We start from the raw sequence: 25,667 nt of genomic DNA, 5'->3' as shown, positions 1-25,667 counted from the left end.
CATTCGCCGAGTGGGATCTAAAGCAGGCCGTGTTTCCTGAATTCGGCCTGCTCGTCCCCGCTGATCCAGCCGAACACCTTCAGCTTCCCGTCACGCCTCTCGAGGAGATAGCTGACCTCGAAATCAATGGTGATGAGCGCCGCCTTCTTGTTCTGGTACTCCCCGGACCATTGCACCTTTGCCACGCAGTGGTCCTGATCGATCGGCGTCACGGATACGTCCCTGCACGTCATCTTCCCGGCGCCCATTGCCCTGTAGCCCTCGAAGCCCTTCTTCATGATTTCGATCAGTTGCTTGCCGTTTTCGCCGGCCATTACCGCGCCAGGGGTGACTGAAATGAAAGCGGACGAATAAATGTCGGCGACGTCCTTCAAACCGGCATCCGACATGAGCGCGTCATTGTAGAATTCCGCATAGGCCTCGAAGAATTTCGCGACCTCGGCCTTGGCGATCATCGTCTTCCTCTCCCCTGAACGGGACGGGAAACCGCTTCACTTCTCCTGGAACTGCTCCGAGGGGTGACGCGCCTACCTCAGCGCGATGCTCATGCCGCTGAGATCGGCGTTCACTTGCAGGCCCACCTGTCTGCCCGTGAGTTGGAGCTGGGCGCCCTTGTCGTTGGTCATCACGATCACCTGTGCGCCTCTGCCGAGCGCGCCGCCGCCGCCGGCCGCGCCGTATACGCCAGTCACGTCCCGGGCGCGCCTGATGTGGCGCACGGTGCCCTGGAAATACGTCTTGGAGACGCCGAAGGCGAGGCCGCCCGAGACGCCGCCGATCGAGATCGGATATTTCCGGCCATGGAAGGTCAGCGTGCCCTCGCCACCGGAGCCGCCGACGAAGAAGGCCGCCTTGTAGACGGAGAAGCGGATCGTGCCGCTGTCGGCATGCGCGGCGCTGGCAAGGCTGACGCCTACCGTGGCGATGGCGGCTACGGCGATTGAACGAAATCCGGAGGAAATAGTCATGATGGGAGCTCCTGAAGGGTGGCTGCCTTGCTCGCCGGCAAGAATGTCGGCATCGCATCAACTTACAACTGAACAGTCTCGCCCATCATTTGTTCCAAGCGGCGGTCTGAATCTGGCGGCGGGAAGGCCGCCACGAAAAGAGGCCAGGCTCTCTGGTCGCGGCGGTCTTCTTGTGGGATGGAGACGTCGGTGTACTCTCCACGGCGGCTGGCAAAGGGGTTCGGGATGAGAATTGCGACGGGGCTTGCAATGTCCGCGTTGGCCGCGACAATGGCCGGATGCGCGACGTCTCCGGTCGACTATGGAGCCTCGCTTTCGCAGCAGGACCAGAAATGGGCGACGCCGCAATGCCAGCAAGCCCGGGCGGCGGCTTCGGACTACGCGGTCCGCGAAAAACAGCACCCGGGTTGGGAATTCGTCGCACTTGGCCCCTACGGGTTGGGGATCATAGCGGCGACCAAGGAGCACGAGCAGAAGCAACGAAAGCTGCTCGCCCGCGACGTGCATCTGCAATGTTCGAGCCTACCCCTTCCGAAGGAATTGCAGGGTGATATGAGCCCTGCCAGTCCAACCCCGGCGAAATATCCATAGCCGGGAACGGCCTTCTTTGGGGCGACCGCCGCCTCCGAGCTGTTGGCCGGAAACGAATTGGTTTGTTGCGCGAGATAAAGAAGGATCGCGGTCGAGTCGAATACAGTGGCATCGCCATCGGTTATGACCGGCGTCTTGCTAAAACGTAGTCATTCTGCCTCTCCCGACGTGACGTCCCGAATCTTCACGCGGTTCGTCCGGTAAAAGGCCGTGGCGACTGTTTCAAACAATCCAATTGTCCAGCATACCGGGCACCCGCGCAGCAAGTAGAGGGAAAGCGGCAAGAGCACCGCGGACGGGAGAAGCGTCGAATTCATCGTTTCCAGCGCGATGGCCAGAGCACCGAATCCACCAATGCCTTTTGCGAGATGAACGATGAGGGTGCGATTGCCAAAAACCATGGTCTTGTCTTTCTATGAGAGGCGCCGGCAAATGAGGGGTTGGCCCGGCTCAGCCGGGCCTGGAATCTAGGATTTCTTCTCAGCGTTTCGCAGCCGCTTTTGCTGCAGGGCTATTCTGCGGCCGGCCATCGCACACATCGGGCAGAATCCAAAAACGGACGTCAGTGCCATACCAACGCCGCCGACGGCCCAGGTGTATCCCACTGGCGTACCCCAGAAGTGCGCTGCGCATGATCCCATGACGGCTGCCGCCAGCAGACGAACCAATCGCTCCCACAGCGGCAAATTCTTCTTATAAAACATTTGTCCATCTCCAGTCTGTTGCCTACGACTGACAAGAGGGCGGCAAGAGAGGAAAAGGTTCGCGGTCGGAAAAAAACATCGATCCTACTATCGATCACATTACCGAGCCCGCGAACGCGAGACGGCGGATCGATTTGCAGTCGGCATCATATCGATGGCTTCGGGCGCGCTTGGGCAAGTCGGCGGAAGGAGATACACCACCACATCGACAACGATCATGTTCGGGCAAATCTAATTGTCGATCACCGGTTCGCTGAGAAGCTGTCGGTTCATATCTGCCCAGGTTGACCAGCGCTGCGAAGCAAGTGCCAACGCCGCGGGGATCCCGGATTTATTTGCAAACAGGCGAACCGATCGACGCGGTTTGCCCCTCTTATGAACGCTCACCTGTGTCAGGGGCAACAGCAAGGCGACGGATCATGTTCGACCTCGAGAATCTTTATCGACCGAAACAGAAGGTCCGCCTGGCAGGGGCACTCGCCCAACCTGTCTACGGCTCTTTTAGCTCGCCGAGCAGTCCGTTCAGCTATGTTCCCATAGCCATCGACATATTTGCTGCGGCCCCGATTCGAGCGTCTCGGTTTCGTACGGGCTCCGCCGCAGTCGGCTGCGAGCCGAAGCCGCACCCGTGAGGAGAACCGTGGTCCGACGCCAATTCCCCGCCGATCTGATTGAAGCAGCACAGGATGGTGATCAGGCTGCTATCCTGTCGCTGCTAACCGTCAGTCAGCCCGATATTCGTCGTTACGCCCAAAGATCATGCCGGGCCGCCGACGTCGACGATGCCGTTCAAGAAGCGCTTTGGCTCTTGAATACCCGGATTGGCGGCCTACGGGCCGCAGGTGCTTTTGCGTCATGGCTCTTTCAGATCGTCCGCCGCGAATGTGCTCGCCTCACGAGGCGTAAAGTTGAGACGGCACCTATCGAGGACATGCAGGACACGCTCGACTTCTCGACGCGGCCTAATGCTGAACTCAGACTGGATCTGGCCGATGCGATTCACTCCCTGCCTGTCCACTACCGCGCAATAGTGCTCATGCGCGATATGGAGGATTTCACCATCGACGATATCGCGACATCGCTCGAACTGACGCGGGAAGCCGTAAAGGCCCGCCTGCATCGAGCCCGGCATCTGCTCCGGGAATATATGACGGACTGAAAAAAAGATGCTCGGCGACCACGATCGTCTGCCATCCCTGGGGCACAACCCCTCCTCAACCAATGGACAGCAAACGCTCTATGGCAGCAGTGGTCGAGCCAGGAAGAGGATTCTCGCATGCCGCATTTTTCAAGACGTTCCCTGCTGCGGGCCACCGCGTCCATCGCCACAGGGCTCGTGATGCCTGCTCTTGGAACAGCCAAGGCGGCGGCCGGTAGCACATTCGACAATCCTCCGCTTTTCGAAACGGCACGTCACCAATTCCAGCTGTTCCAGCCAGCTGCGTTGATGCCGGTCATCCAGCTTTCGGGCATTGACCATCGGCCGATCGACTTGGCGCCATCTCCTGGCAAAGTGACGCTTGTCACGTTTTGGGCAACTTGGTGCAAAGCCTGCCGAGGCGACCTGCCGCGATTCGATCAATTGCAAGCAGCCAACCGCAAGGGGCTGAACGTCGTTGCGGTTTCGGTTGATAAAGATCGTAAGGCCGACCTGGCATCTTACCTGATGTCGCTCGGCGTTCGCCATCTTGCGATTTATCGCGATCCCTTCGGGCACAGCGCTCACGACACCACCGAACATGGCCCGGATGTACCGTTCACGCTCTACGATATGCCCATCACCTATCTGGTGACATCGTCCGGAAAGATCGCCGGCTTCATGCCAGGATCCTCTGACTGGATGTCGGAGGCGGGCCTACAATTGCTCGCCTATTACGCACGGGCTTGAAGGCAGAATGACCGGAGCCGTCTCTAATACTCTTCTCTAACGTAGCAATCCGTCCGCCTCGAATGTGTCCCAACCTTCGAGCTTTGGCGCATCGTCCTTTCCCGCATTTCTGGTCTTGCGGGCGTTGCCCGTCCGCTTGCCTGCTCGCGTCAGTGCGGCCTTGCCTGCCCCGCGCCGCCTGTTCTCGGACACTTCCAGCGCATCCTCCTCCCGCCAGGCGGTCGCCAGGTCACGGTCAAGAATGTCCTCGATGTGGCGTGGATCGAAGACGTGGAAGGTCACGGCCTTGGATCGCCCGCGCATCTTCACGGTACGCGTGCCGTTGCTTTTCAGGCGACCATCCCTGAGCCATTTGTGCCGCTCTCGGGAGGAGATGGTGAGGATGTCCTCCGCCTCTCGCGGCAGCACGGGCAGTGCCTCGATTCCCTCCAGCGTCCTGGAGATGGTTGCCGAGGCGGCCCGGAACGCATCCGCGTCGGTTCGCACCATGCGCAAGACGACGCGGCCCGTCTCGGCCTTGGCAAATTTCCGCACCGTCCATGGCAGGCGGGCTCGAACTTCGCGTTCGATCCCCTTCAGGCGCAAGGAGGAGCCAAGCGTCGCCGCTGGCGGCAGCAGCCATTCGGCGACCATTGACGCGGTGCCCGTGCCTCGCTCGGCCGTGCGATCAGGGGCGGTGGCAATTTTCGCCGCGATGCCGCTCAGGATCTTCCGAATGGAGCCGCGCTGCTTGTCCGCTGGGCTCATGTCTCGTTTTCGCTCATTAGGTGCCTGCCGTGGAACGATCGTTCGCACGACAGACAACCGAAATCAGGATCAACAGTTCCTTTTAGCATGTGGAACCGGCGGAAGAGTCGATTTCACCGGCGAGGCCCTTCGCCAAACCACCGCGACGCGGCCTTGGCAACTCCCTCAAGGTCCGGATCAGCATCAGTGGCCCAGGCGACGAAGCCGTCGGGGCGCACGAGCAGGGCGCTCAGGCCCAACCGTTCCCTGGCGTTGCCGGCGACATAGGTGATCCGCCCGCTCCAGCGGCTGGCAATCGCTTGAAGCGGGGCGCGGCCGTCGAAGTCCAGCAGCAGGCCTTGCCCGTTCCTGAGCAGTTCGCCGAGCCTCGTTCCGTCAGCCAGCTCGAAGTCGGGCGCGCCGCGGCCGACCAGCGGATGGGCGCCGCCGAGTTGGTAGCGCAGGCAAACGCCCCAGACGCGCTCGGCGAAATATGTCGCGCCGTCGCGCGTGGCGATGAGATCGCGGATGATGGCTGCGAGCGCGCGCGAACTGCGGCTCGGCCGCATCAGTGCGACCTGAGCGCGGGACCAGTCGAGCACATCAGCGCCGACGGGATGCCGCTCATCGAAATAGCTGTCGAGCAGGCCGGCAGGCGCGTCGCCACGGACGGTCGCGGCAAGCTTCCAGCCGAGGTTCATCGCGTCGCCAAGCCCGAGATTCAGACCCTGGCCGCCCAGGGGGGAATGGATGTGCGCGGCGTCGCCGGCGAGCAGAACGCGGCCCTTGCGGTAGGCCGTCGCCTGGTAGGCGCGGTCCGTCCAGGTGGTGGCAAGCCGGAGGGCCGTCAGGGTGACGTCGGTGTCGGAGACGCGGCGCAACACCGCCTGCACATGGTCTGGCGTGACCGGCTGGGTGCGGTGGAAAGCGCCGCCGTCGAATTCGACCATCGCGATCGTGCCCGGCCGCGCGTAAGTATACATGCCCGTCGCGGTGTAGTGGCGGCTGGGGGTGAGCTTGTCGGGATCGGCCAGCTCGACTTCGACGGAATAGCCGGTGAATTCGGGATCGGTGCCCACGAATTCGAAGCCGCCAAGCTTGCGAACCGTGCTGCGGCCGCCGTCGCAACCGACGAGCCAGCGCGCGCGAAAAAGCTCGCCGCCGGCGCGGATGGTCACGTCCTCATCCGACTGGTCGAAGCCCTCGACGCCGAGGCCGCGCCTGATCTCGGCGCCCATCGCGCTTGCCCGCGCGGCCAGCACGGTTTCGAGCGCCTCCATATCGGACACGATGTGGGTGCCGGCCGCATCCGGCAGCCGATACGGCCATTTTGAAGTATCGACGGTGTCGAGGTAGAACTGGATGCCGGCGAAGTGGCCGCCCGGCCGGCGCGCCTGCTGCATCCAGTGCGCCGCGGCCGCAACTTCGCCACCCGCCTGTTGCGGCGCGGCGATGTCGCCGAGCAGGCCACGACGGTGAAAAGCTTCGATGGTGGGCGCTGAAAGGCCGCGCATGCCGAAAGGCAGCCGCTTGAGCGGCGAGCCGGGATGCTCGGCCTGCTCCAGCACCAGCACGGCGAGACCCGCGAGGCGCAGGTCGCAGGCGAGAAACAGGCCGACAGGGCCGGCGCCAGCAATCACGATATCATATGGATTGGGGTTGTGCATGAACTGCTCCTTGGTCGATGTTCGACCGGAGCGTTCCTCGCGTTGAGAACCGCACGGACGAACAATTGGACGCGATCAGCGTCCGATGTTCGTCGCGGGGATCCTGTGCACGAAGCCAAAGACCAGAGCTTTCTCAGCGAAACGATTCGCTGGCGAAAGGAGTTGGGCTTACCAAACCAACTCTGCCTTTTCCGACGCGGGCTGTATAAGGGTGTGGCCATTGATAGGCAACAGGGTGGACCCATGATCTTCTGGATAGCGAACGTGGCTGGACTGGCGATCGCCTATCTCGTCGGTTCCATTCCCACGGGCTATCTGGCGGGAAAGTTGCTCAAGGGCATCGACATCCGGGAGCATGGCTCAAGATCGACCGGCGCAACCAACGTGTTGCGGACGCTTGGCAAAGGGCCTGCCCTAGCGGTGCTGCTGGTTGATGTGCTGAAAGGCGTGGCGGCGATCGTCTTTATCCGCTGGCTCTGTGCATTGCCATACCTCACGCCACCGGCCGGGCTTGAGCCGCAGAGCTTTGTGCCCTGGGCTGTCTGCCTCGCCGGACTTGCCGTGCTGCTGGGGCATGGCCGCTCGATCTGGTTGAATTTCACCGGCGGCAAATCCGCGGCGACCGGGCTCGGGGTGCTCCTGGCGATGTCTTGGCCGATCGGTCTGGGTGCGGCGGCGGTTTTCTGCGTTGTGCTGGTGATCTCCAGGATTGTTTCCCTGAGTTCGATGCTCGCGGCGTTGACCGCGATCGCCCTCGTCTGCGGCATGCAGCAACCGTTGCCATATCGGCTGCTGGTGTTTGCCGGCGGGCTCTACGTGATCGCGCGCCATCGCGCCAATATCCGGCGGCTGCTGGCTGGGACGGAGCCGCGCTTTGGGGAAGTCAGCCCGGGATCGGAAGCGGAACCGCAAGTTTAGGCTTACACAAACACGATCGGGTTGCGCTCCTGCCGCGCCGCGCCGATCACTGCGCGCATCACACTGGCAAATCTCCCGAGATATTCGTCGGGACTGGTTTCAAGGAGACCCAGTTCCTCCTCGACCTCGCCGAAGCCCGTTTCCTCGATTACGTCTCCGGCATGGCTGCCGGAATAGAGAACAAGCCTCTCAAGAGCCGAGGCCTTGCCGAGATGTCGAGCAATCCTGCCCCGAAGGGCGCCGATATGGGAGATGTTGCCGAGGAGTCGCTCACACGCTTTGACGGCCCCAGGGGACGCGCGCTCCGTCGGGATAAACGACCTCGCATTCTCCCGATATCGGCTCACGCTCCAAACGATATCCGGGGAATTCTTGTTCCAGAGCTAACATGCCTTTGTACACGACCGCTGAGAGACTCAATCTCGATCCTCCAGTAAACCAGAAGCCATCAAAGGTCTGTCATGTCTACTGACCTGCCAAGCACATGGCTTCGCCGTGAAGTAACTGATAAATTGACCAAATAGGTCGCGCTTTTGGCGAGTAGGTGGTGATCGGTGATTAGGCGCTTAGATAACCCGTATGGCGATCATATGGGGGCTTATCGTGAATATTTGAGGAGTATAAATCGACCTCTGGCGGAGGAATACATACGCCAACAAAGACAGAATGTGTCCATGACCATCGATGAGTTAGCTAAAGCTGTTCCAGTTGCGGAGACCATTGCGCTGCTCCACGAAGCAATCCGCCGTTCGCCAGCAAGAAATTTCTGGCCGATAATCCGTGAAACCAAAGGTGTGCTTTTCGTTCGATCGACTGACTCGGGCCAAGAGTGCCCTTGGCCATGGAGGCGAACAAAAAGTGGCAATATGAGCTACAAACTGCCCGGCCATCTCCTGTTCTCACCTTGGCCACCAAATTTCCGTCGCATGCTTCGGAGCTGCATCGCCGTACTTCAGCGCGTGAGGGCTGATATCAACGACCCGGAAAGCAAGAGTGATTTTTCGGTCACTCACCTCCCTTATAGAATTTGGTCCGCAACGCTGGGTCCAAAGCGTCTCATTCCCGAGATCCAGCTGTTTCAAAGGTTTGCCATGCCGGACAGCATAGCGGCTCTGGAAAAGTGGTCCAATGAACCCCAGCGTGGTTCGAATATTGTTTTGCGGATTTCGCACGGGACGCTCGTCTACGACGACGGCTCGGATCATTGGGAAATTGAAATTTCCGAGAAGCTCACCCAACCTCTCGTCGTCCCATCGACGCCTGATCGACCGTTGGAACTGCACGTGGTCCGAGCCGGAGGACAATCCTATTGCCCTTAAAGCCGTGATGGCATGTGTTGAGGGAAGGCGCCCTGAACTGCGCCGCCGTCGACAAGCAAGAAGTCCGGTGCCGCTTTTGGCAAACACATCGTCCGGTGTTCCAGCATACTATGCTGGCTGAATAAGCTTGAGACAAGGCGGTTCCGAACAACAATGGCTAGGCGGTTTGCGTTTCTCCTGGTGCGCGACTTCACGCTGTCGCCGCTGTCGCTGTTCATCGACACGCTGCGGCTGGCGGGCGATGAGGGCGATCGCAGCCGCAGGATAGAGTTCGACTGGGAGATCGTCGGCGAACGCGGTCTGCCGATCCGGGCAAGTTGCGGCGTCGAACTGCTGCCGACCGGGGGGATCGGCAATCCGGAGGATTTCGACAATGTCGTCGTGGTCGGCGGCCTGCTCGATACCAACCGCAGCCTGAGTTCCGAAAAGGAGGCGTTCCTGTTGCGGGCAGCAGGGAAGGGGGTGCCGCTGACGGCGCTCTGCACGGGCAGCTTCGTGCTGGCGCGCTACGGCCTGCTCGATGGCTATAGCGCCGCCGTCAGCTGGTTCCACATCAAGGATTTCCGAAGCCGGTTCCCGGAGGTCAACGCCCATGCCGACAGCCTGTTTTCCGTCGACCGTGGCCGCTCGACATGCGCGGGCGGCACGGGTGCCGCCGATCTTGCCGGCCACTTCGTGTCCCAGTTCATCGGCCAGAAGGCGGCGGAAAAGGCCGCCAAGATCCTGGTGCTGGACCGGATCAGAAGCAGCAGGGATGTGCAGCCCGTCGGCGACCTGTTTCCGGCGGCGTCGAGCCGGGCGGTGAAGCGCGCTTTGCTGTTGATGGAGAGCAACCTCCAGGAGACGCTGTCGGTCGCCGAGATCGCGACCCGCCTGAACTGCTCGCGGCGCCAGCTCGAACGGCTCTTCGGGTTGGAATTGGGCATCGGCCCGATGGCGGCATATCTCGCGTTACGAGTGCACCATGCGAAGTCGCTGCTGGAAGGCAGCGACCTGCAGGTCGGCGAAATCGCCTACCGGTGCGGCTTCACCAATGCCGGCCATTTCAGCCGCGTGTTCCGCCAGCGGACCGGCATCACGCCAACCCATCTCAGGCATCCCAACCGCAGGCCCGGAGACGCGACGATACAATGAAGTCCGCTATGCGCGGCGCCTATGAAATCCGCTGGCCGTCCTCGTCGAGCAGAACGCAGCCCTCGGGATCGAATCCGAGGTCGGCCGTCTCGCCTTCGCGAAGGACACGGCCATTGATCGGCGCGTTGGCGCGGAGGCTGGTCTTGCCGCCGATGTCGATCTCGTAGATTGCGCTGCCGCCCAGATACGAGGCCGAGACGACACGGCCAGTGAGCCGGTTGACGCTCGTTCCAGCACCGACCGAAAATTTCTGCGGCCGCACCACGACGGTGACCTTGCTGCCGTCGCCAAGCCGCCTTGGACAAGCCACGTTGATCGTCTGGCCGGTGGCAAGCACCACCGCTTGGCCGGACCTGCTCACGGTCCCGGCAAGCATGTTGGCCTTGCCGAGGAAGTCGGCGACGAAGGCCGTGGCCGGCGTCTCATAGACCTCCAGCGGGGTCCCGATTTGCTCAACCGCGCCGGCGTTCATCACCACGATGCGATCCGACATGGAGAGCGCTTCTTCCTGGTCGTGCGTGACGAAGATGGCGGTGATGCCGGTTTCCTTCTGGATCTTCTTGATCTCGACGCGCATCTCCTCGCGCATGTTGGCGTCCAGCGCCGATAGCGGTTCGTCCAGCAGCAGCACCTGCGGCTCGAAGACGATGGCGCGGGCAAGTGCGATGCGCTGCTGCTGCCCGCCCGACAGCTGCGACGGCAGCTTCTTCTCGCTGCCGGGCAGCCGCACCATTTCGAGCGCCTTGCCGACCTTGCGGGCGATCTCTGGCTTCGGCACGTTGCGGTATTTCAGGCCGAAGGCGACGTTGTCGAACACGTTCTTGTGCGGGAACAGCGCGTAGCTCTGGAAGACCAGGCCGATGTTGCGCTTGTAGATCGGGACGTCGTCGACCCGCCGCCCGTCGATCATGATCTGGCCGCCCGAAATATCGACCAGGCCGGCGATGGAGCGCAGGATCGTGGTCTTGCCGCAGCCCGAGGGGCCGAGCAAGGTGACGAAGCTGCCCTTGCGGATCGAGAGCGAGAAATCGCGCACCGCCACGAACTTGCCGTAGGCGATGTCGATGTCGCGGAACTCGACCGCCGGGCTGTTCGCCTCGGCGGCCGCGCTCGCGCCGGCTGCCCCGGCCAGGACAGGCCGGGGATGGAGTGTCGTGCCGTGGCTTTCAGGCACCTTTGGAAATCCTGTTCCACTGCTTGGTCCAGGCGTCCTCGTTGGTCGCCCAGTAGGTCGGATCGGCGAAGGTCAGCGACTTCATCGTGCCGGTCTTGTCGAACGCCGGCAGCTTCTTGATCTTCTCGGTCAGCTTGACCTTGTTCGGGTCGAGCGACGGCGGATAGCTCTGGCCCTCGGCCACCGCGATCGAGGTCGCCGGGTCGAGCATGAAGTTGATGAGCTCCTCGCACTCGGCCATGGGCGAGCCCTTCAGGATCAGCATGTCCTCCATCCAGGCATAGGAACCGGCCGGATCGAGATAGCCGATCGGATGGCCCTGGTCCTGCAGCGCGGCGACGCGGCCCGACCACGCATCGGTCACCACGATCTCGCCCTTGGAAAGCAGGTCCATCAGCTCCGCGCCGGAGCTCCAGAACTTCTTGGCGAGGTCGCGCGTCTCGCGGACCTTGGCCCAGATGGCGTCCATGTCCTTAAGGTTGTTGGGATCCTGCCCGGTGGCGAGCGCCGCGTACCAGACGCGCGTCGTCATGTCGGAATAGCCGCCGACCTTGCCGGCATATTTCTTGTCGAGAAGCAGGGCCGCGCCTTTTTCCTTGGCTTCCTCGGGCGAGATCACCTTGGTGTTGTAGGCGATACCCGTCGTGCCGTAATCGTAGGGTATGGCCGAAAGCTTTGGCGTCAGCTTGCGGAACGGCTCGATCATCGGCTGCAGCACATTCGCCATGTTGGGAATGTTGGCCTCGTTGATCTCCGAGGTCAGGCCGGCGTTCACATATTTGATGTAGTAGTTGACGCCCGAGGAATGGATGACCTGGTAGTCGCCGGGCTTGGCGGTCTTGATCTTGGTGATGATCTCGTCCTCGTCGCCGAACGTACCCTGGACCACCTTGATCTTGGTCTTGGTCGTGTAGGGCTGGAAGGCGAACTTGTCGATCGCGTCCTGCACCGTGCCGCCCCAGCCGTCGAAGCGAACCTCCTGGACAGCGGCGAGCGCCCGGCCCATCCACGGCATGGAAAGGCCCGCCGATGCCGCCGCGGCGGCGGTCAGTGTCAGGAAGGTGCGGCGGCTCAGGTCGCCATTGGCATATCGGTCGTGCAGCCGTTCCAGCCGCTTGGTGGTGGTGAGTTTCATTGTGTTTCCTCCTTTGGTTCGCCACGTCTTCTCAGTTTTGTCAGGCTTTGCAGGATCAGGCCGCCGATCAGCGGGATGCCGACGGTCACCAGGATCATCACGGTGCCAAGTGCGTTGATTTCCGGACTGATCGAGATCTTGAGCATGGAAAGGATCTGGGTGGGCATGGTCTCGACACCGGCCGGCCGCCAGAACAGGCTGGCCGAGGTGTTGTCGAACGAGATGGTGAAGGCGAGCAGCGCGCCGCCCACCACGGCCGGAATGAGCAGCGGCAGCGTGATCTCGCGGAAGGACGAAAAGCGCGAGGCGCCAAGCGACAGCGCCGCCTCCTCATAGACGCGCCGGATGCCGATCATGCGCGCCTGGGCGATCAGCACCACATAGGGCACGGCAAGCAGGATATGGCCGAGCACCAGGAGAAGCATGGTCCTCGGCTGGTCGACCGCCTTGATCAGCACCAGCAGGCCGACGCCGAGGATGGTTTCGGGCACCAGCGCCGGCAGGATCACCAGCGTGCTCAGCGCCTGCTTGCCGCGAAAATCGAAGCGCACCAAGGCAAATGCCGTGGTGACGCCGATGGCGGTGGTGACGATCGCCGTGACCAATGCGATCCACAAGGACGTGCGGAAGGCGGCCAGCACCGCCTCGTTGGCCATCAGCTTGCCGTACCATTGCAGGCTGAAGCCGGTCATCGGAAAGCCGCCGAACATCGAGGCGTTGAACGACAGGATCACCGTCGCCACGATCGGCGCGAACATGAAGATGTAGACGCAGACCGTGACGAAGCCGGTCAGCCGCCAGGCCCATCTGCCTTCCTGCTTGCGCCGTGTTCCTCTCATCCGCCAAGCCCTGTCATCCGCCAAGCCCTTTGACGATCTGCGACATGCCCATGTAGCGCGTGTAGACGGCGGCGAAGAAGCCGAGCACGACGAACAGCACGATCGAAAGCGTGGCGCCCATCGGCCAGTTCAGCTCGCCCATGATGGTGTCGTAAATCAGGTTGCCGAACAGCGCGTCACGGCCCGAGCCGAGAAGCTGCGGCGTCACATAGCTGCCGGCGGCCAGCACGAAGCAGAGCAGCAGGCCCGCCGCCAGGCCTGGCAGCGACAGCGGCAGCGTGACCTCTCGGAACGCCTGCGCGCTCGTGCAGCCCATCGAGCGGGCCGCCGAAATCAACGTGCGATCAATGCTCTCCAGGCTGACATAGACGTTGAGGATCATGTAGGGCAGCAGAAAATGCAGCATGCCCAGGATGACCGCGCCCTCGTTATAGAGCATCGGCAACGGCTCGTTGATGATGCCCATTTTGAGCAGCGCGACGTTGATGACGCCCTGTTCGCCCAGGATGTTGATCCAGGAGAAGGTGCGGATGGTGAAGCTGATCCAGAACGGCACGATCAGCAAAAGCAGCAGCAGCCATTTGTGCTTGAAGGTCGTGGCCCAGATGAAATAGGCGGGAAAATAGCTGAGCACGCCGCAGAGCAGCGCCGTCATGGCCCCGACCCTCAACGTCTTCAGAAGGAAGCCGTGATAGTAGCTGTCGGTGAGGAATTCATGCCAGTTCGCGGTGGTCAGCGCGCTCGTTTCCACGCCGGCGGTGACGAAGGTGAAGAAGGTGTAGGCGCCCATCACAGCGATCGGCAGCACCAGGAAGAAGATCAGCAGCAGGAGCACTGGCGCGACGAGCATCCAGGCCAGCCGTGGATCATACAATGTCCATCGTCGTTTCATGAGCACCCGGACGTCCGCGCTTTCTTTGAAGCGCTGTTTTGTTCCCGGTGCCGAGATTGGGTGATTGGAGGCGCGATGTCTACAGTCGGCGATTGAGCCAGTGGACTTCAACGCCTCGCCGGCTGCGAGAGACGTCGAAATTTGTCGATAGACGGGGTCGCTGTGCAACCCCGTCTTGCAACCTCGATCGACAAACACCTCGAGGACGGCTGGCCGACGCGCCTCAGCCCTTCGAGATGCCGCGCGCGATTAGCCGGGCAAGGCGCTCCGAGAATGCCCTGGCGTCGGCCGGCTTGTCGCCGTCGAGCACGCGCGCCTCGTCGTAGAGAAGGTGGGCGGCATCGTCCTTGAAGGCCTGTTCGTCGTCGCCGAGGCCGGCGAGCGCCAGCACGCGCTCGTGCCGGGGGTTGATTTCGAGGATCGGTTTGGCCGTCTTGTCGAGGCGGCCGGCGGCGTTGAGCAGCCGCTCGAACTGCCGGTCCGGACCATGTTCGGGCGCGACCAGGCAGACCGCGCTTTCGGTCAGGCGGTCGGAAGGCTTCACATCCGACACGGCATCGCCGAGAGCGGTCTTGACGAAAGCGAGGAAGCCATCGACCTCGGGCGTAGCCGCCGTGTCCGGCTTCTTCGCATCATCGAGCAAGGAGATGTCGGAAAGCTCCGCCCCGCCCTGCGTCACCGACTCGAACGGCTTACCGTCGAACTCCGGCGCCATCGACGTCCAGAAACTGTCGACCGGATCGGTGAGCAGCAGCACCTCGATGCCGCGTGCCCTAAAACCTTCGAGCTGCGGCGAGGCTTCGAGCCGCGCGCGGTCGTCGCCGGCCATGAAGAAAATCGCCTTCTGGCCTTCCTTCATCGCCGAGACATAATCGGCAAGGCCGCGCCAATTTTCGCCAGAGGTGGTCGAACGGAAGCGGGCAAGCTTCAAGAGCTGCTCGCGCCGCTCATGATCCTCGTAGAGCCCTTCCTTGAGGACGACGCCGAAATTCTCCCAGATTTTGGCATAAGCCTCGGCCTCGTTCTCCGCCAGCTTGGCGAGATCGCCGAGCACGCGGTTGGTCAGGCCCTTGCGGATCGCTGCCAGCAGCGGGCTTTCCTGGATCATCTCGCGCGAGACGTTGAGCGGCAGGTCGGCGGAATCGACCAGCCCGCGCATGAAGCGCAGGTAGCGCGGCAACAAATCGGCCTCGTCGGTGATGAAGACGCGGCGCACATAGAGCTTCATGCGGCCCTTGCGGTCCTGGTCGAAGAGATCGAAGGGACGCGAGCCGGGCACGAAGGCCAGTACGCTGTATTCCTGCCGGCCTTCGGCGCGGAAATGGATGGTGGCGGCCGGCTCGTCATACTGGCCGGAGAGGCCACGGTAGAAATCGGTGTATTCCTCGGGCTTGATCTCGCTCTTCGGCCTGACCCAAAGGGCCGTGCCATCGGCAATGTCGCGCGCCTCGGCGTCGGGTTTCTCGATGAGCGTGATCGGCACCGGCACGTGGCCCGACTGCGACTTGGCCAGTTGCTCGAGCCGGTAGGATCCGGTGTAGGACACGGCATCGTCCATCAGATGCAGCACGACGCGGGTGCCACGCTTGGGTGCCGCTTCGAGCGGGGCGGGCGCGATCTCGTAGGAACCCTTACCGTCGGACGACCAGCGCCAGGCCTCGTTGCTCCCCGCCAGGCGGCTGATGACGTCGACGCGGGTCGCCACCATGAAAGCGGAGTAGAAGCCGACGCCGAACTGGCCGATGAGCTGCGTGTCTTCGCTGACATTGCCGGCGCCGACGCGCTCGATGAAGGCGCGCGTGCCCGAGCGCGCAATCGTGCCCAGCGCCTCCGTCATGTCGTCGCGGCTCATGCCGATGCCGTTGTCCTCGACGGTGATCAGCTTGCTGTCGGCGTCGGCCGATATCGAGATGCGCGGTTTCGGATCGTCGGCCAGCAACTCCGGATGGCTGACGGCGTCGAAGCGCAGCTTTTCGCAGGCGTCGGCGGCGTTGGAAATCAGTTCACGCAGGAAGACGTCCTTATCGGAATAGACCGAGTGCACCATCATGTGCAGCAGCCGCGAAACATCCGCCTCGAATGCCTTGGTTTCCGTCGTTTTTGTGTCTGTCGTCATTGCCGAGTTTCCCACGCTGTTCATCCGCCCGCCGCGCCATGGCGCGTTCAGGACTTCCTTTCAACCATTTTCAACCGTGCTGGCAACCGCGTTCAGCAAGGCCAGCGCGCCGACAATATCGTCATGGGGTGCGGGGGCCGCAAGGGGGCAAGAATTGGCGTCGGCGCCCTACTTGCCCGCCATGTGGTCGGCAAGCGTCTGCGCCTGGGCAAGCAGTGCGGGGAAGACGGGGTTGTCGGGCAGGTTCTTGGCCATGCAGGCGCGGAAGTCGCTGTCGCCTTTTGCCCAGGCGGCGTCGGCGGCATCGGATGTATTGTCGTCGCCGTCGCCGGTGGCTTGCTTGACCAGTTTCTGCGCGGCGGCGTCGGCGGCGGTCCAGACCGCGTCGCAGGCCGCGATCTTCGGGACGGGGGGCGTCGCGGGCGCCTCGGCGATCATGACGCTGTTGCCCCTAACGAGCGTGACGACGACCTCCTGGTCGTAGTTCGGCCCGACATCCTGTGCCCAGCCGCCGAGGCGGGCAATCGCCATGTCGGCGCCATCGGGCGTCTTCAGAGTGAAGTCGAGCGTGCCTGTGAAAGCGGCGTCGCTGCCGATGGCCTGGGTGTAGAAGGCATCGAGCTTCAGCGCCGCGTCGAAGCTGGTGGGCAGTTTGAGATCGGCGTCCGTCTCGGCGGCGCGCGATTGGAGCCAGCGCTCGACCAGCCCGCGCGTCGATACCACGATGCTGGGGCCGTCCTCGGTGCCGTGGCGCAGCCCGTCCAGCATGCCAAAGCCGACATCGGAGGAACTGAGGCTTTCGATGTTGATCATGCGGGCCGCCGGAAAACCCTTGACCGTGAAAGGTCCGAGAAGCGCCGAAAGGCGCTGTTCGAGATCGGCGCGGGCCTTTTCACTGGCAGCATCGAGTGTCTCGACGGGAGCGTTCGCGCTTTCCATCGCGGCGATGGCTGATATCGCCTTGTCGCGCGCGGCGATGTAGTCGTCCTCCGGCGAAGCGGCATAGGCCGCACCGGCTGCCAGCGCAAACACCAAAGTCCAGACCAGACGCATCGTGGAACCTCCGTTTTTACAAGCTCTTCGCGTGGCTTGGTGGCGATTGTGCGGCGGTGAGGCCTGCCGAGGCGTTGCAGATATCTGGGCACCAGGACAGCCTTCGCACAGTGGGAGGCCGTCATATGGAGAAGGGCAATGAAACCTTCCGATTTCCACGCCGTTATGGCCGTTGTGGCAGACATCAAACCCAAACCGAAGCCGGCCGGCGGCGCCAAGCCAAACGGTGCCAGGAAGCCCCGCCGGGAGAAGGCACCCGATGTCGAGGCCGCCTCCGAGGTCGTGGGCGAGGCCGCACCGCCGCCAGCGGCGGGGGAACCCGATCCGCAACTGAGCCCCGAACAGGCCGAGCAGGCGCGCAAGAAATATCTGCTGAAGCGTTTCTGGATCAGCGCGCGCGGTTATTGGAGCCGGCGCGGCGACAAGCTCGCCTGGCCATTCACGATCGGACTCCTGATTATGATCTGCGTCAATGTCGGCTTCCAGTACGGGATCAATGTCTGGAACCGCTCGATCTTCGACGCCATCGAACAGCGCAATGCACCGACCGTCTACTTCCTGAGCGCCGTGTTCGTGCCGCTGGTGCTTGGAAGCGCCAGCCTCGTCGTCGCGCAGGTTTATCTGCGCATGACCATCCAGCGGCGCTGGCGCTCCTGGCTCACCACATCGGTCATCGGCCGCTGGCTCACCAATGGCCGCTACTACCAGCTCAATCTCGTCAGCGGCGATCACCAGAACCCGGAGGCCCGCATCGCCGACGATCTGCGGATCGCCACCGAATCGCCCGTCGATTTCGTCTCCGGCGTGCTCAACGCCTTCCTGGCGGCCTCGACCTTCATCGTCGTGCTGTGGACGATCGGCGGCGCGCTGACGCTGCCGATCGGCGGGGCCAGCATCACCATTCCAGGCTTCCTCGTCGTCACCGCGGTCATCTATGCGGCCATCACTTCCACCTCGATGGTGGTCATCGGCCGGCATTTCGTCGAACTCTCCGAGCAGAAGAACCAGGCGGAAGCGGAATTTCGCTACACGCTGATGCGCGTGCGCGAAAACGGCGAGAGCATCGCCTTGCTCGGCGGCGAGCAGGAGGAACGCAGCGGCATCGACAGGACCTTCGCCGGCGTGCTGAAGCGGTGGGCGATGCTTGCGGGCCAGCACATGCGCACGGCGCTGGTCTCGCAGGGATCGAGCCTGTTCGCGCCCGTGGTGCCGGTGCTTTTGTGCGCGCCAAAATTCCTCGAGGGCTCGATGTCGCTCGGGCAGGTCATGCAGGCGGCATCGGCCTTTGCCATCGTCCAGGGCGCGTTCGGATGGCTGGTCGACAACTACCCGCGTCTCGCCGACTGGAACGCCTCGGCACGGCGCATCGCCTCGCTGATGATGTCGCTCGACGGGCTCGAGCGCGCGGAAGAGAGCGACGCGCTCGGGCGCATCACTCGCGGCCAGACCAAGGACGATACGATGCTCAGCCTCAACGATCTCTCCGTGTCGCTCGATGACGGCACCGCCGTGGTCAAGGAAACCGAGGTCGTGATCCAACCGGGCGAGCGGCTGCTGGTGGCCGGTGAATCCGGTACGGGCAAGAGCACGCTGGTGCGGGCGATAGCTGGGCTGTGGCCGTGGGGTGGCGGCAGCGTCGATTTCCACCCCGGCAAGCGCCTGTTCATGCTGCCGCAGCGTCCCTACATTCCCTCGGGCACGCTGCGCCGGGCGGCCGCCTATCCAGGTGCCGCCGACGACTGGACGGTTCCACAGATCAGGGCCGCCCTCGACAAGGTGGGGCTCGCTTATCTCGGCGACCGGATCGACGAAGAGGCGCCATGGGACCAGACCCTGTCGGGCGGCGAGAAGCAGCGGCTGGCCTTCGCGCGGCTCCTCCTGCACGCGCCCGACATCATCGTGCTGGATGAGGCAACGGCGGCACTCGACGAGAAGAGCCAGGACCGGATGATGGAGACCATCATCCAGGAATTGCCCAATGTGACCATCTTGAGCGTAGCGCATCGGGCCGAACTGGAGGCGTTCCACAGCCGCAAGATCACGCTCGAGCGGCGCAAGGGCGGCGCCAAGCTCGTCAGCGATATCGATCTTGTCCCGCGCAGGCGCAGGGGCTTGCTCGGCCGCGCCTTGTGGGGTTCCGGTGGGCGGGCCGAAAAGCGCGGCGCCGCCCGTAAAAAGAATTGATGGCCGTCGGGCGAGTTCTGATTTCAGCGCACGGGATGCCCGGCGGCTCCGCCATCAGCCGCGCAATTCCTCCCTATGCGCCTTCGCGAGGTCGGCCAAGCTGTCGAAGCGGAAGTCCACCTTCGGCATGTCGCCGGGATGCATCGTGGCCCCAAAACCCTGATCGGCGTGCCGGCGGTGAATCCAGCACGATGCCAGGCCCAGCCGGTTGGCGACGGTGTGGTCGTGGAACAGGCTTTCGGCCGTGTGCAGGACCTCCTTGTCGCCAATCCCGAGCGTCGCAAGCTTTTCAAGCATATAGTCGAAATTCCGGGACGATGGCTTGTAGGAGCCGATGTCCTCCGCCGTGTATACCGCATCGAAATCGACGCCGAGTTTCCTGTTGCTGAAGGAGAAGCTCGTATTGTCGACGTTGGAGAGGATGACCAGCCTGTAGTGCTTCTTGAGGTATTGCAGGGCGGCGGCGGTGTCGGCAAAGGCCGGCCAGTCCTTCACGCTTTGGCCATAGGCGATGCATTCCTCCGCCGTGACCACGACGCCCCATTCCTCGGCGAGCCGTTTGTAGACGACAGCGAGAAGATCGCAGTAGCGTTTCTGCGGCGTCCAGTTCTGCTGGCTGGATTCATGCCTTGCGTGCGCCTGCAGGATCTCGTCGCGGCCGAGGCCGCGGCCAACCCGTCCGGTCAGCGGCTTCAGGGCTTCGATCATGCCGGTTTCCCAATCTATGAGGGTGCCGTAGCAGTCGAAGGTCAGCGCCTTGAAATCAGTCAGCTTCATGGGGTTCACTCCTTTGGATCCATGGTCGGTTTGGTGCGGGATCACGATCAATCGGCCGGTTGCCCGATCAGGCCTGGACTTGTCTCGCCCTTGGATACCGTGCCGCGCGGCGACGTCAGCCAGACGCCGAACAGCGTCACCGCAAGGCCGAGGACCATCGCCGCCGAAAGCGGCTCGCCGAAGAGCAGCCAGGCCCAGAGCATCGTCACCGGCGGGCTGAGATAGATCACGCTGCTGACCTGCGCGGCGCTATGGAGGCGCAGGCTCACATAGTAGACGCCGTAGCAGAAGAAGGTCGAAAACAGCACCAGCCAGGCGATGCCGAACCCGAACCGGCCATCGAGCGGCGGCATCAGTCCGCCATTCCAGCCGGCGCAGGCGGCAAAAAGCATCGCCGCCGTCAGGCATTGGATGCACAGGCCCTGGTGGATGGGCATGTCGATCGTCCCCATCCGTTTCTGCAGCACGGTCGCCAAGGCGAAGACCATCATGGAAGCGATGGTCACAATGTATGCCCAGGCCGGCGCCGTTCCGAGGCTGAGGCTGTTGAGCGAGACGATCAGCACACCGAGCACTCCAAGAGCCGTTCCGGTCCATTGCCTCGATGTCAGCCGGTGGCCCAGGATGGGCTGCGACAGTGCCGCGATGGCGAGGGGGACGAGGTCGGAGATCAGCGCGACCAGGCCGGTCGGTACGCGCTGGCCGATGGCAAGCGCGAAGCCGCCGAGATAGAGGAACATCATCGCCACGCCGAACGCCATCTGCCGCATCAGGGCGCGCGCGCCGATGCGCGGCCCGACCATGAGCGCGAAGGGCAGAAGGATCAGTCCCGACATCAAGGTCCGCCAGAACAGGACCAGCATGACATCGGCGCTCTCGCTGGCGTAGCGGATGCCGACGAAGCCGGAACTCCAGCTGACGACCAGCGCGGCCGCCATAAGCGGCCAGGCCAGGCGATGGGGCTGATGTTTCGGGAGCGTCATGCGGTCATTCGTTGAATGGGTGCGGGGTTGAATGGGTGCCGGGGCGGACTTATGGCGGTACGCACGCGTTTGCACATGACAAATTTCGATGCATTCATGAAATTGCCACGAAATCTGGCATATCAATTTGCCTGCGAACAGGTTCTACGCGAGGATTTGGGCCGCTGCTTTCGTTTCAAACGAGGATTGTCATGGCTGGAGTGATGAGCCGCCGCCTGGATGTCGATGCCTTGCGGGCGATGGTGGCGATCGAGAAACATGGCGGCGTCACCCGCGCGGCCGAGGTGCTGGGCCTGTCGCAGTCGGCCGTCAGCCATAAGATCAGGCGGCTGGAAGCGAGCCTCGACTGCGAAATCCTCAGCCGCAAGGCCAATGCGCCGATGTTCACCAGTTCGGGGCAGGATCTGCTGGGCTATGCCAGGCGCATCCTGGGCATCCATGACGAGGCGATCCTGAGCCTGTCGAAAAGCACGCTGCAAGGCAAGATCGCGTTGGGGATGACCGAGGATACGACCTGCACGGACCTGTCGCGCATTCTTGGCCGGTTTCGCCGGCTCTACCCTGAGGTGAGCGTGCGCACGCAAGTGCGCATGAGCCTGGCCTTGCAGAAGCTGCTGGGCGAGGGGGCGCTCGACGCGGCCATCATCCAGGTGTTCCAGCACGAGGTCCGGCCCACCGACATCCTGCTCTTCCGCGAGAGCCTGCATTGGGTGAAGTCGCCCGAGCTGATCCTGGCGAAAGGCGATCCGGTCCCGTTCCTGTCCTTCGACGACAACTGCTTCTATCGCCGTTGGGGCCTCGATATCAGCCAGGACGAGGGAACGGTGTTCGAGATCGTGTTCGAATGTTCGAGCGCGGCCGGCATCATCGCCGGCGTGACCTCCGGGCTCGGCGTCGCGCTGCTCAGCCAACGGCACCTGCAGCCCGGCATGGAGATCGCCGACAAGCAGTTTCCCAAGCCTCCGGACCTCGCCTACGTCATCCGCCGCGCCCGCAACCCCCGCAACCCCGCGCTAGAGACGCTGGTGAAGGAGATCGAGGCCGAGGTGAGACGCCACGGGACGCTGCAGATCGCGGTGTGAGGGGATGGCGGAGAGGCGTGGGCGTTCTGGAGTGCAAGAAAGTCTCGCTTTTCTCGCCTTGAGCCGATCGATGCTGGACATCTGCTTTGCGCAGCATCCATGACATGCGCGATGTCAATCGCTGATCCGAGCTGTCGGCGAAACGGGAGCGTGGCGCCTCAACGCCTTGCCCGCGCCGCCTCAGTCAATCCGCAACAGCCCGCTTCCTGCGCGGCCTTTTGAATTTCACACCGCAACAGCTGGGATGATGGGTTGCGGAACGCAAGGAACGAGTCAGCCGGCGTTCGCGTTATTTAACCTCGAACTAATGGAGGTAACCGTGAGAAAGCTGATATTGGCATCTGTGCTCGCGCTTGCTGCCACAGCCGCTGTGACTTCACCAACCAAGGCGCAATTCCTGTTCTCACCGTTCGGTGGTTTTTTTGGTGGTTTCGGAGGCCCGCCATTCCCTTACCGGCCCTATTACAACCCGTATTACGGCCCATACTACGGCTCGTATTACCAGCCATATCGACCGTACTTCCGATACCACCACAGGTATTATCACCGGTACTATTACCCGCACCGGCATCACCACCACAGACGACATCACAGGCACTACTATCGGTAGCTACGGTTGAGCCGTTGGTCAGCTCGACGAACCCTGTCAGTCGCGTTGACAGGGAAGGAGGCCAAGCCCTCCCCATTCACCCGCTCATCATCTGGCGCGGTTCTTCGCGGACGGCTGCGATCTGTCCCTGTCTTTCGATCCCTGGGCCGCTTTGACCAACCGGTCCAGCACCGAAAAATCTTTCAAATCTCGATAGGGTGTCAGGTCGAGGTCGTGAGGGACGGCCTTCACCTTCTCCTCGTCGATGGGCTTCTCGCTGCTCTTCATCAGGGCCTGGTAGGCCTGCCATGAAACACGGGCTGCGCGGACGGCATCTCGCTCCGTCCGCAGCGCTATTTGGTGGGCATGCAGATAGTGAAGTCGCAATTTGTCCAAGAGCGATTTCTCGACCACCTCGTGGGTGACCAAAAAGGGCTCAAGCCTTACGGCCCGGCCTTGCGACGTCATGGTGCGCGGTAAGTGGCGGTCGATATAGACGGTTCGCCCATCCTCGCTGTAACCGGCAAGATAGGGAATGTCGAAGTCGTGGTTCACCTCGACCCGCCGCTGCAAGGCAAGCACGACGTCCGTGAGGACGGCATTGTCCACATCCTCGGATTTGTGGCGGGCTTCGTCCTCGAGTTTCATCAGCAGCAACCTGCAAGCAAACGTGCCACCCCACCAACGAGGCCCTTTCCGCATTGTTCCTTCCGATCGCAATCATGATGATGCCGCGCTCTCTGCGGTCTCGGAAGTTTCCTGTTGGGGGGCGCTCGATGCGGCCATCATCCGGGTGTTCCAGCATGAGGTCCGGCCCACCGACATCCTGCTCTTCCGCGAGAGCCTGCATTGGGTGAAGTCGCCCGAACTGATCCTGGCGAAAGGGGACCCGTTCCCGTTCCTGTCCTTCGACGACAACTGCTTCTATCGGCGTTGGGGCCTCGATCTCGGCCAGGGATGAGGGAACGGTGTTCGAGATCGTGTTCGAATGCTCGAGGGCTTCGGCAATTTTTGGTGGCAGGCGATCTCTATCGCCCTGGCACACGCCCCGACAGACGGGTGAAAGCAGTTAGCGGTTCAGAGCGAAACCGATAGACCGCCGTCGACGGCCAATACATGTCCATTGACGTAGGCGGCAGCATCTGAGGCGAGAAACACCGCGGCTCCACCGAGCTCCTCAGCCCGGGCCCAGCGGCCTGCAGGGGTCCGCGCTTCGACCCATTTGGTGAAGGCTTCGTCGTTCATTAGCGCGGTGTTGAGTTCCGTTGCGAAATACCCGGGCGCGATCGCGTTGATCGTGATGCCGTGACGGCCCATCTCAGCTGCGGTGGAGCGTGTCAATCCATGCAGGCCCGCCTTCGCGGCAACATAGGCATGAATGGTGGGACGGCCAAGGATCCCCGCAACCGATCCGGTGTTTATGATACGCCCAAACTTGTTGGGCAGCATCAAGCGCACGGCGTCGCGTATCATTCGAAAGCAGGACGAAAGATTGACGGCAATCACCCTGTCGAAATCCTCGTCCTCCCATTCCACCAACGGCCTGCGATGCTGGATGCCAGCGTTGTTGATCAGAATATCCAGGCGGCCATGGCGTTCGACTATTCCTTCGAGCGATGCCTTCGAGATCGCCGCATCGGTGACATCGAACGGCAGGGCTTCGGCACCGATCCTCTCCGCCGCTGCTGACAGGGCGTGGATGTCGCGGGCATTGACGATCACCGTCGCGCCGTTCTCGGCAAGTGCCTTGGCCATGGCGAAGCCGAGGCCACGCGAAGCGCCCGTCACCAATGCGACACGGCCCTTGAGCGAGAACAATTGCGACATAGAGGTTCCTGTAGCAAGGGGCGGGAGTTTCCTCCCGCCCTTAGGCAAAGCACTATTTGGCGACGCAGGTATCCGCTGTCTGTGGAGTACAAACGTCGAGGCCCGTGTAGGTCGGGTCAGCCGGCGGAGCCTTGCCGTCCTTCATATCCTTCAGTGCCATCATCGTCTTGTAGCCCATTTCGAACGGGCGCTGGCCAACCTGCCCGAGGGAGTATCCTTCCTTCATTTGTTCAATTTGCGTGGGCAAGGTATCGGCAACGACCAGCGCCAGTTCCTTCTTGGCGATCTTGTCCTTGTACGGTGCGACCGCAGCACGGTTGGCGTCGGGGATGAACTGCGGGAAGCCACCGGTTGGGATGAACGCGTCGAGATTCGGGTTCTTCGCCATGATGTCTTCAAACTGCTGCACCGAAAGAGGAAAATCATCGTTGGTATAGAGCGGACAGCCTTCGATTTCGGTCCAGCCGTTCTGGCCGGTTAGCCGGTCCCCGGGCGAGGCGGCCGATTTGGTGCCCGAAAGCGTGTCGCGAATGCCCTGCATGCGTTCATTGTGGTTGGCCGCCGCCGCGCCGCCCGATTGGATGCAGATCGTGCCCCCCTTGGGCTTGACCTGCATGGCCAGCTTGGCAAGGTTCACACCGATCTCATAATTGTGGGTGCCGATATAGGCGACGCGAAGATCCTTGTTCTCGGGCAGGAGGTCGGAATCCCAGGTGAGCACCGGGATACCGGCTTCCTTGGCGGCCTGCAGCGCAACCGCCATCGCCGCGGCATTCGATGGCGACACGGCGATGCCGTCCACCTTCTTGGCTACGAGATCCTGCACGATCTGAACCTGCTCGTCGCCGCCGCCATGCTCGCCGGGGCCTATATACATGCACTCCACGGCGCCCTTCGATTCAGCTTCGGCCTTCTTGCAGCCGTCGCGTGCCTGGTCGAAAAAGGGATTGTTCATGTTCTTCGGTACCAGGGCGAACGTATATTTCGCCTGGGCGCCGGAAACGGCGAGCACCATTGCGCCAAGCGCCACGGCCGCCGTCAGCAGATGTTTTTTCATGCCACGTTCTCCTCCTAGCTGAATGTCCCGCAGGCCTCCCGCCG

At 62.5% G+C, this 25,667-nt stretch carries 26 protein-coding genes and 1 pseudogene; 9 read left to right on the top strand and 18 right to left on the bottom strand.

Going from position 1 to position 25,667, the window contains the following annotated elements; translation table 11 throughout:
• Nucleotides 1-17 precede the first annotated feature (17 nt).
• Together O7B34_RS18575 and O7B34_RS18570 are read right to left on the bottom strand one after the other, a co-directional pair.
• Entirely contained in the window at nucleotides 18-455 is a 438-nt protein-coding gene (locus tag O7B34_RS18575) for a nuclear transport factor 2 family protein (protein ID WP_337147408.1), read from the bottom strand.
• Between the two features lie 72 nt (nucleotides 456-527).
• A complete protein-coding gene (locus O7B34_RS18570) occupies nucleotides 528-968 on the bottom strand; it encodes a hypothetical protein (RefSeq protein ID WP_027144247.1) in 441 nt (146 codons plus the stop codon).
• A 225-nt stretch (nucleotides 969-1,193) separates the two neighbouring features.
• On the opposite strand from O7B34_RS18570, the gene O7B34_RS18565 reads away from it, so the two are divergent.
• Nucleotides 1,194-1,559 carry a hypothetical protein gene (locus O7B34_RS18565; protein WP_337147407.1) on the top strand — a complete coding sequence of 122 codons (366 nt, stop codon included), beginning with the start codon at nucleotides 1,194-1,196 and terminating at the stop codon, nucleotides 1,557-1,559.
• Nucleotides 1,560-1,708: 149 nt separating this feature from the next.
• On the opposite strand, the gene O7B34_RS18560 is transcribed toward O7B34_RS18565, so the two are convergent.
• Together O7B34_RS18560 and O7B34_RS18555 are read right to left on the bottom strand one after the other, a co-directional pair.
• On the bottom strand, nucleotides 1,709-1,960 hold the full coding sequence (locus tag O7B34_RS18560; protein ID WP_337147406.1) for a hypothetical protein: 252 nt from the start codon (nucleotides 1,958-1,960) through the stop codon (nucleotides 1,709-1,711).
• A gap of 66 nt (nucleotides 1,961-2,026) precedes the next feature.
• Nucleotides 2,027-2,263: a YgaP family membrane protein gene (locus O7B34_RS18555; protein WP_337147405.1), complete on the bottom strand. Its 237-nt coding sequence runs from the start codon at nucleotides 2,261-2,263 to the stop codon at nucleotides 2,027-2,029.
• Nucleotides 2,264-2,903: 640 nt separating this feature from the next.
• On the opposite strand from O7B34_RS18555, the gene O7B34_RS18550 reads away from it, so the two are divergent.
• Both O7B34_RS18550 and O7B34_RS18545 read left to right on the top strand, forming a co-directional pair.
• A complete protein-coding gene (locus tag O7B34_RS18550) occupies nucleotides 2,904-3,422 on the top strand; it encodes an RNA polymerase sigma factor (protein ID WP_337147404.1) in 519 nt (172 codons plus the stop codon).
• Nucleotides 3,423-3,539: 117 nt separating this feature from the next.
• Nucleotides 3,540-4,151 carry a TlpA family protein disulfide reductase gene (locus O7B34_RS18545; RefSeq protein WP_337147403.1) on the top strand — a complete coding sequence of 204 codons (612 nt, stop codon included), beginning with the start codon at nucleotides 3,540-3,542 and terminating at the stop codon, nucleotides 4,149-4,151.
• Between the two features lie 36 nt (nucleotides 4,152-4,187).
• Here O7B34_RS18545 and O7B34_RS18540 read toward each other — a convergent pair whose 3' ends face one another.
• Together O7B34_RS18540 and O7B34_RS18535 are read right to left on the bottom strand one after the other, a co-directional pair.
• A complete protein-coding gene (locus tag O7B34_RS18540) occupies nucleotides 4,188-4,898 on the bottom strand; it encodes a hypothetical protein (protein ID WP_337147402.1) in 711 nt (236 codons plus the stop codon).
• A gap of 113 nt (nucleotides 4,899-5,011) precedes the next feature.
• Complete coding sequence (locus tag O7B34_RS18535) at nucleotides 5,012-6,544, bottom strand: FAD-dependent monooxygenase (RefSeq protein WP_337147401.1); 1,533 nt, start codon at nucleotides 6,542-6,544, stop codon at nucleotides 5,012-5,014.
• A 243-nt stretch (nucleotides 6,545-6,787) separates the two neighbouring features.
• Between O7B34_RS18535 and plsY the strand changes: the two genes are divergently transcribed.
• Nucleotides 6,788-7,462: a glycerol-3-phosphate 1-O-acyltransferase PlsY gene (gene plsY / locus O7B34_RS18530; protein ID WP_337147400.1), complete on the top strand. Its 675-nt coding sequence runs from the start codon at nucleotides 6,788-6,790 to the stop codon at nucleotides 7,460-7,462.
• Between the two features lie 2 nt (nucleotides 7,463-7,464).
• Here plsY and O7B34_RS18525 read toward each other — a convergent pair whose 3' ends face one another.
• Nucleotides 7,465-7,809, bottom strand: coding sequence for a hypothetical protein (locus O7B34_RS18525; RefSeq protein ID WP_337147398.1), 345 nt, complete (start codon nucleotides 7,807-7,809; stop codon nucleotides 7,465-7,467).
• Between the two features lie 327 nt (nucleotides 7,810-8,136).
• Between O7B34_RS18525 and O7B34_RS18520 the strand changes: the two genes are divergently transcribed.
• Complete coding sequence (locus tag O7B34_RS18520) at nucleotides 8,137-8,781, top strand: hypothetical protein (protein ID WP_337147397.1); 645 nt, start codon at nucleotides 8,137-8,139, stop codon at nucleotides 8,779-8,781.
• A 153-nt stretch (nucleotides 8,782-8,934) separates the two neighbouring features.
• Entirely contained in the window at nucleotides 8,935-9,915 is a 981-nt protein-coding gene (locus O7B34_RS18515; RefSeq protein WP_337147396.1) for a GlxA family transcriptional regulator, read from the top strand.
• Between the two features lie 19 nt (nucleotides 9,916-9,934).
• On the opposite strand, the gene O7B34_RS18510 is transcribed toward O7B34_RS18515, so the two are convergent.
• From O7B34_RS18510 to O7B34_RS18485, 6 genes are all read right to left on the bottom strand, one after another.
• Nucleotides 9,935-11,089 carry an ABC transporter ATP-binding protein gene (locus tag O7B34_RS18510; protein WP_337147395.1) on the bottom strand — a complete coding sequence of 385 codons (1,155 nt, stop codon included), beginning with the start codon at nucleotides 11,087-11,089 and terminating at the stop codon, nucleotides 9,935-9,937.
• Entirely contained in the window at nucleotides 11,082-12,224 is a 1,143-nt protein-coding gene (locus tag O7B34_RS18505; RefSeq protein ID WP_337147394.1) for an ABC transporter substrate-binding protein, read from the bottom strand. Before O7B34_RS18505 ends, O7B34_RS18510 begins: the two co-directional genes overlap by 8 nt.
• A complete protein-coding gene (locus O7B34_RS18500; RefSeq protein WP_084636714.1) occupies nucleotides 12,221-13,063 on the bottom strand; it encodes an ABC transporter permease in 843 nt (280 codons plus the stop codon). The genes O7B34_RS18505 and O7B34_RS18500 overlap by 4 nt, the downstream gene beginning before the upstream one ends.
• 13 nt (nucleotides 13,064-13,076) lie before the next feature.
• Nucleotides 13,077-13,913, bottom strand: coding sequence for an ABC transporter permease (locus tag O7B34_RS18495; RefSeq protein WP_337147392.1), 837 nt, complete (start codon nucleotides 13,911-13,913; stop codon nucleotides 13,077-13,079).
• Between the two features lie 265 nt (nucleotides 13,914-14,178).
• A complete protein-coding gene (htpG, locus tag O7B34_RS18490; RefSeq protein ID WP_337147391.1) occupies nucleotides 14,179-16,071 on the bottom strand; it encodes a molecular chaperone HtpG in 1,893 nt (630 codons plus the stop codon).
• Between the two features lie 168 nt (nucleotides 16,072-16,239).
• Complete coding sequence (locus O7B34_RS18485; protein ID WP_337147389.1) at nucleotides 16,240-17,124, bottom strand: hypothetical protein; 885 nt, start codon at nucleotides 17,122-17,124, stop codon at nucleotides 16,240-16,242.
• Between the two features lie 174 nt (nucleotides 17,125-17,298).
• On the opposite strand from O7B34_RS18485, the gene O7B34_RS18480 reads away from it, so the two are divergent.
• On the top strand, nucleotides 17,299-19,308 hold the full coding sequence (locus tag O7B34_RS18480; RefSeq protein WP_337147585.1) for an ABC transporter ATP-binding protein/permease: 2,010 nt from the start codon (nucleotides 17,299-17,301) through the stop codon (nucleotides 19,306-19,308).
• Nucleotides 19,309-19,362: 54 nt separating this feature from the next.
• Here the strand turns inward: O7B34_RS18480 and O7B34_RS18475 are convergent, their stop codons facing one another.
• Nucleotides 19,363-20,085, bottom strand: coding sequence for a haloacid dehalogenase type II (locus O7B34_RS18475; protein ID WP_337147388.1), 723 nt, complete (start codon nucleotides 20,083-20,085; stop codon nucleotides 19,363-19,365).
• A gap of 47 nt (nucleotides 20,086-20,132) precedes the next feature.
• Nucleotides 20,133-21,068 (bottom strand): DMT family transporter, encoded by a 936-nt coding sequence (locus tag O7B34_RS18470; RefSeq protein ID WP_337147387.1) that lies wholly within the window; start codon nucleotides 21,066-21,068, stop codon nucleotides 20,133-20,135.
• A gap of 191 nt (nucleotides 21,069-21,259) precedes the next feature.
• On the opposite strand from O7B34_RS18470, the gene O7B34_RS18465 reads away from it, so the two are divergent.
• Nucleotides 21,260-22,150, top strand: coding sequence for a LysR family transcriptional regulator (locus O7B34_RS18465; RefSeq protein ID WP_337147386.1), 891 nt, complete (start codon nucleotides 21,260-21,262; stop codon nucleotides 22,148-22,150).
• A 697-nt stretch (nucleotides 22,151-22,847) separates the two neighbouring features.
• Here the strand turns inward: O7B34_RS18465 and O7B34_RS18460 are convergent.
• Nucleotides 22,848-23,387, bottom strand: a complete 540-nt coding sequence (locus O7B34_RS18460; RefSeq protein ID WP_337147385.1) for a hypothetical protein — start codon at nucleotides 23,385-23,387, stop codon at nucleotides 22,848-22,850.
• Nucleotides 23,388-23,505: 118 nt separating this feature from the next.
• On the opposite strand from O7B34_RS18460, the pseudogene O7B34_RS18455 reads away from it, so the two are divergent.
• Nucleotides 23,506-23,749: pseudogene (locus O7B34_RS18455) on the top strand (LysR family transcriptional regulator); the annotation flags it as partial.
• Nucleotides 23,750-23,816: 67 nt separating this feature from the next.
• On the opposite strand, the gene O7B34_RS18450 reads toward O7B34_RS18455, so the two are convergent.
• Nucleotides 23,817-24,566, bottom strand: coding sequence for a glucose 1-dehydrogenase (locus O7B34_RS18450; protein WP_337147384.1), 750 nt, complete (start codon nucleotides 24,564-24,566; stop codon nucleotides 23,817-23,819).
• A 52-nt stretch (nucleotides 24,567-24,618) separates the two neighbouring features.
• Nucleotides 24,619-25,623, bottom strand: coding sequence for a sugar-binding protein (locus tag O7B34_RS18445; protein ID WP_337147382.1), 1,005 nt, complete (start codon nucleotides 25,621-25,623; stop codon nucleotides 24,619-24,621).
• Nucleotides 25,624-25,667: the final 44 nt, after the last annotated feature.

Origin of the sequence: Mesorhizobium sp. Cs1299R1N3, from assembly GCF_037179625.1 — a bacterium.
GTDB classification, from domain to species: domain Bacteria; phylum Pseudomonadota; class Alphaproteobacteria; order Rhizobiales; family Rhizobiaceae; genus Mesorhizobium; species Mesorhizobium salmacidum.
The sequence above is the reverse complement of the archived record's forward strand: the minus strand, read 5'-3'. Positions and strand labels throughout refer to the sequence as shown.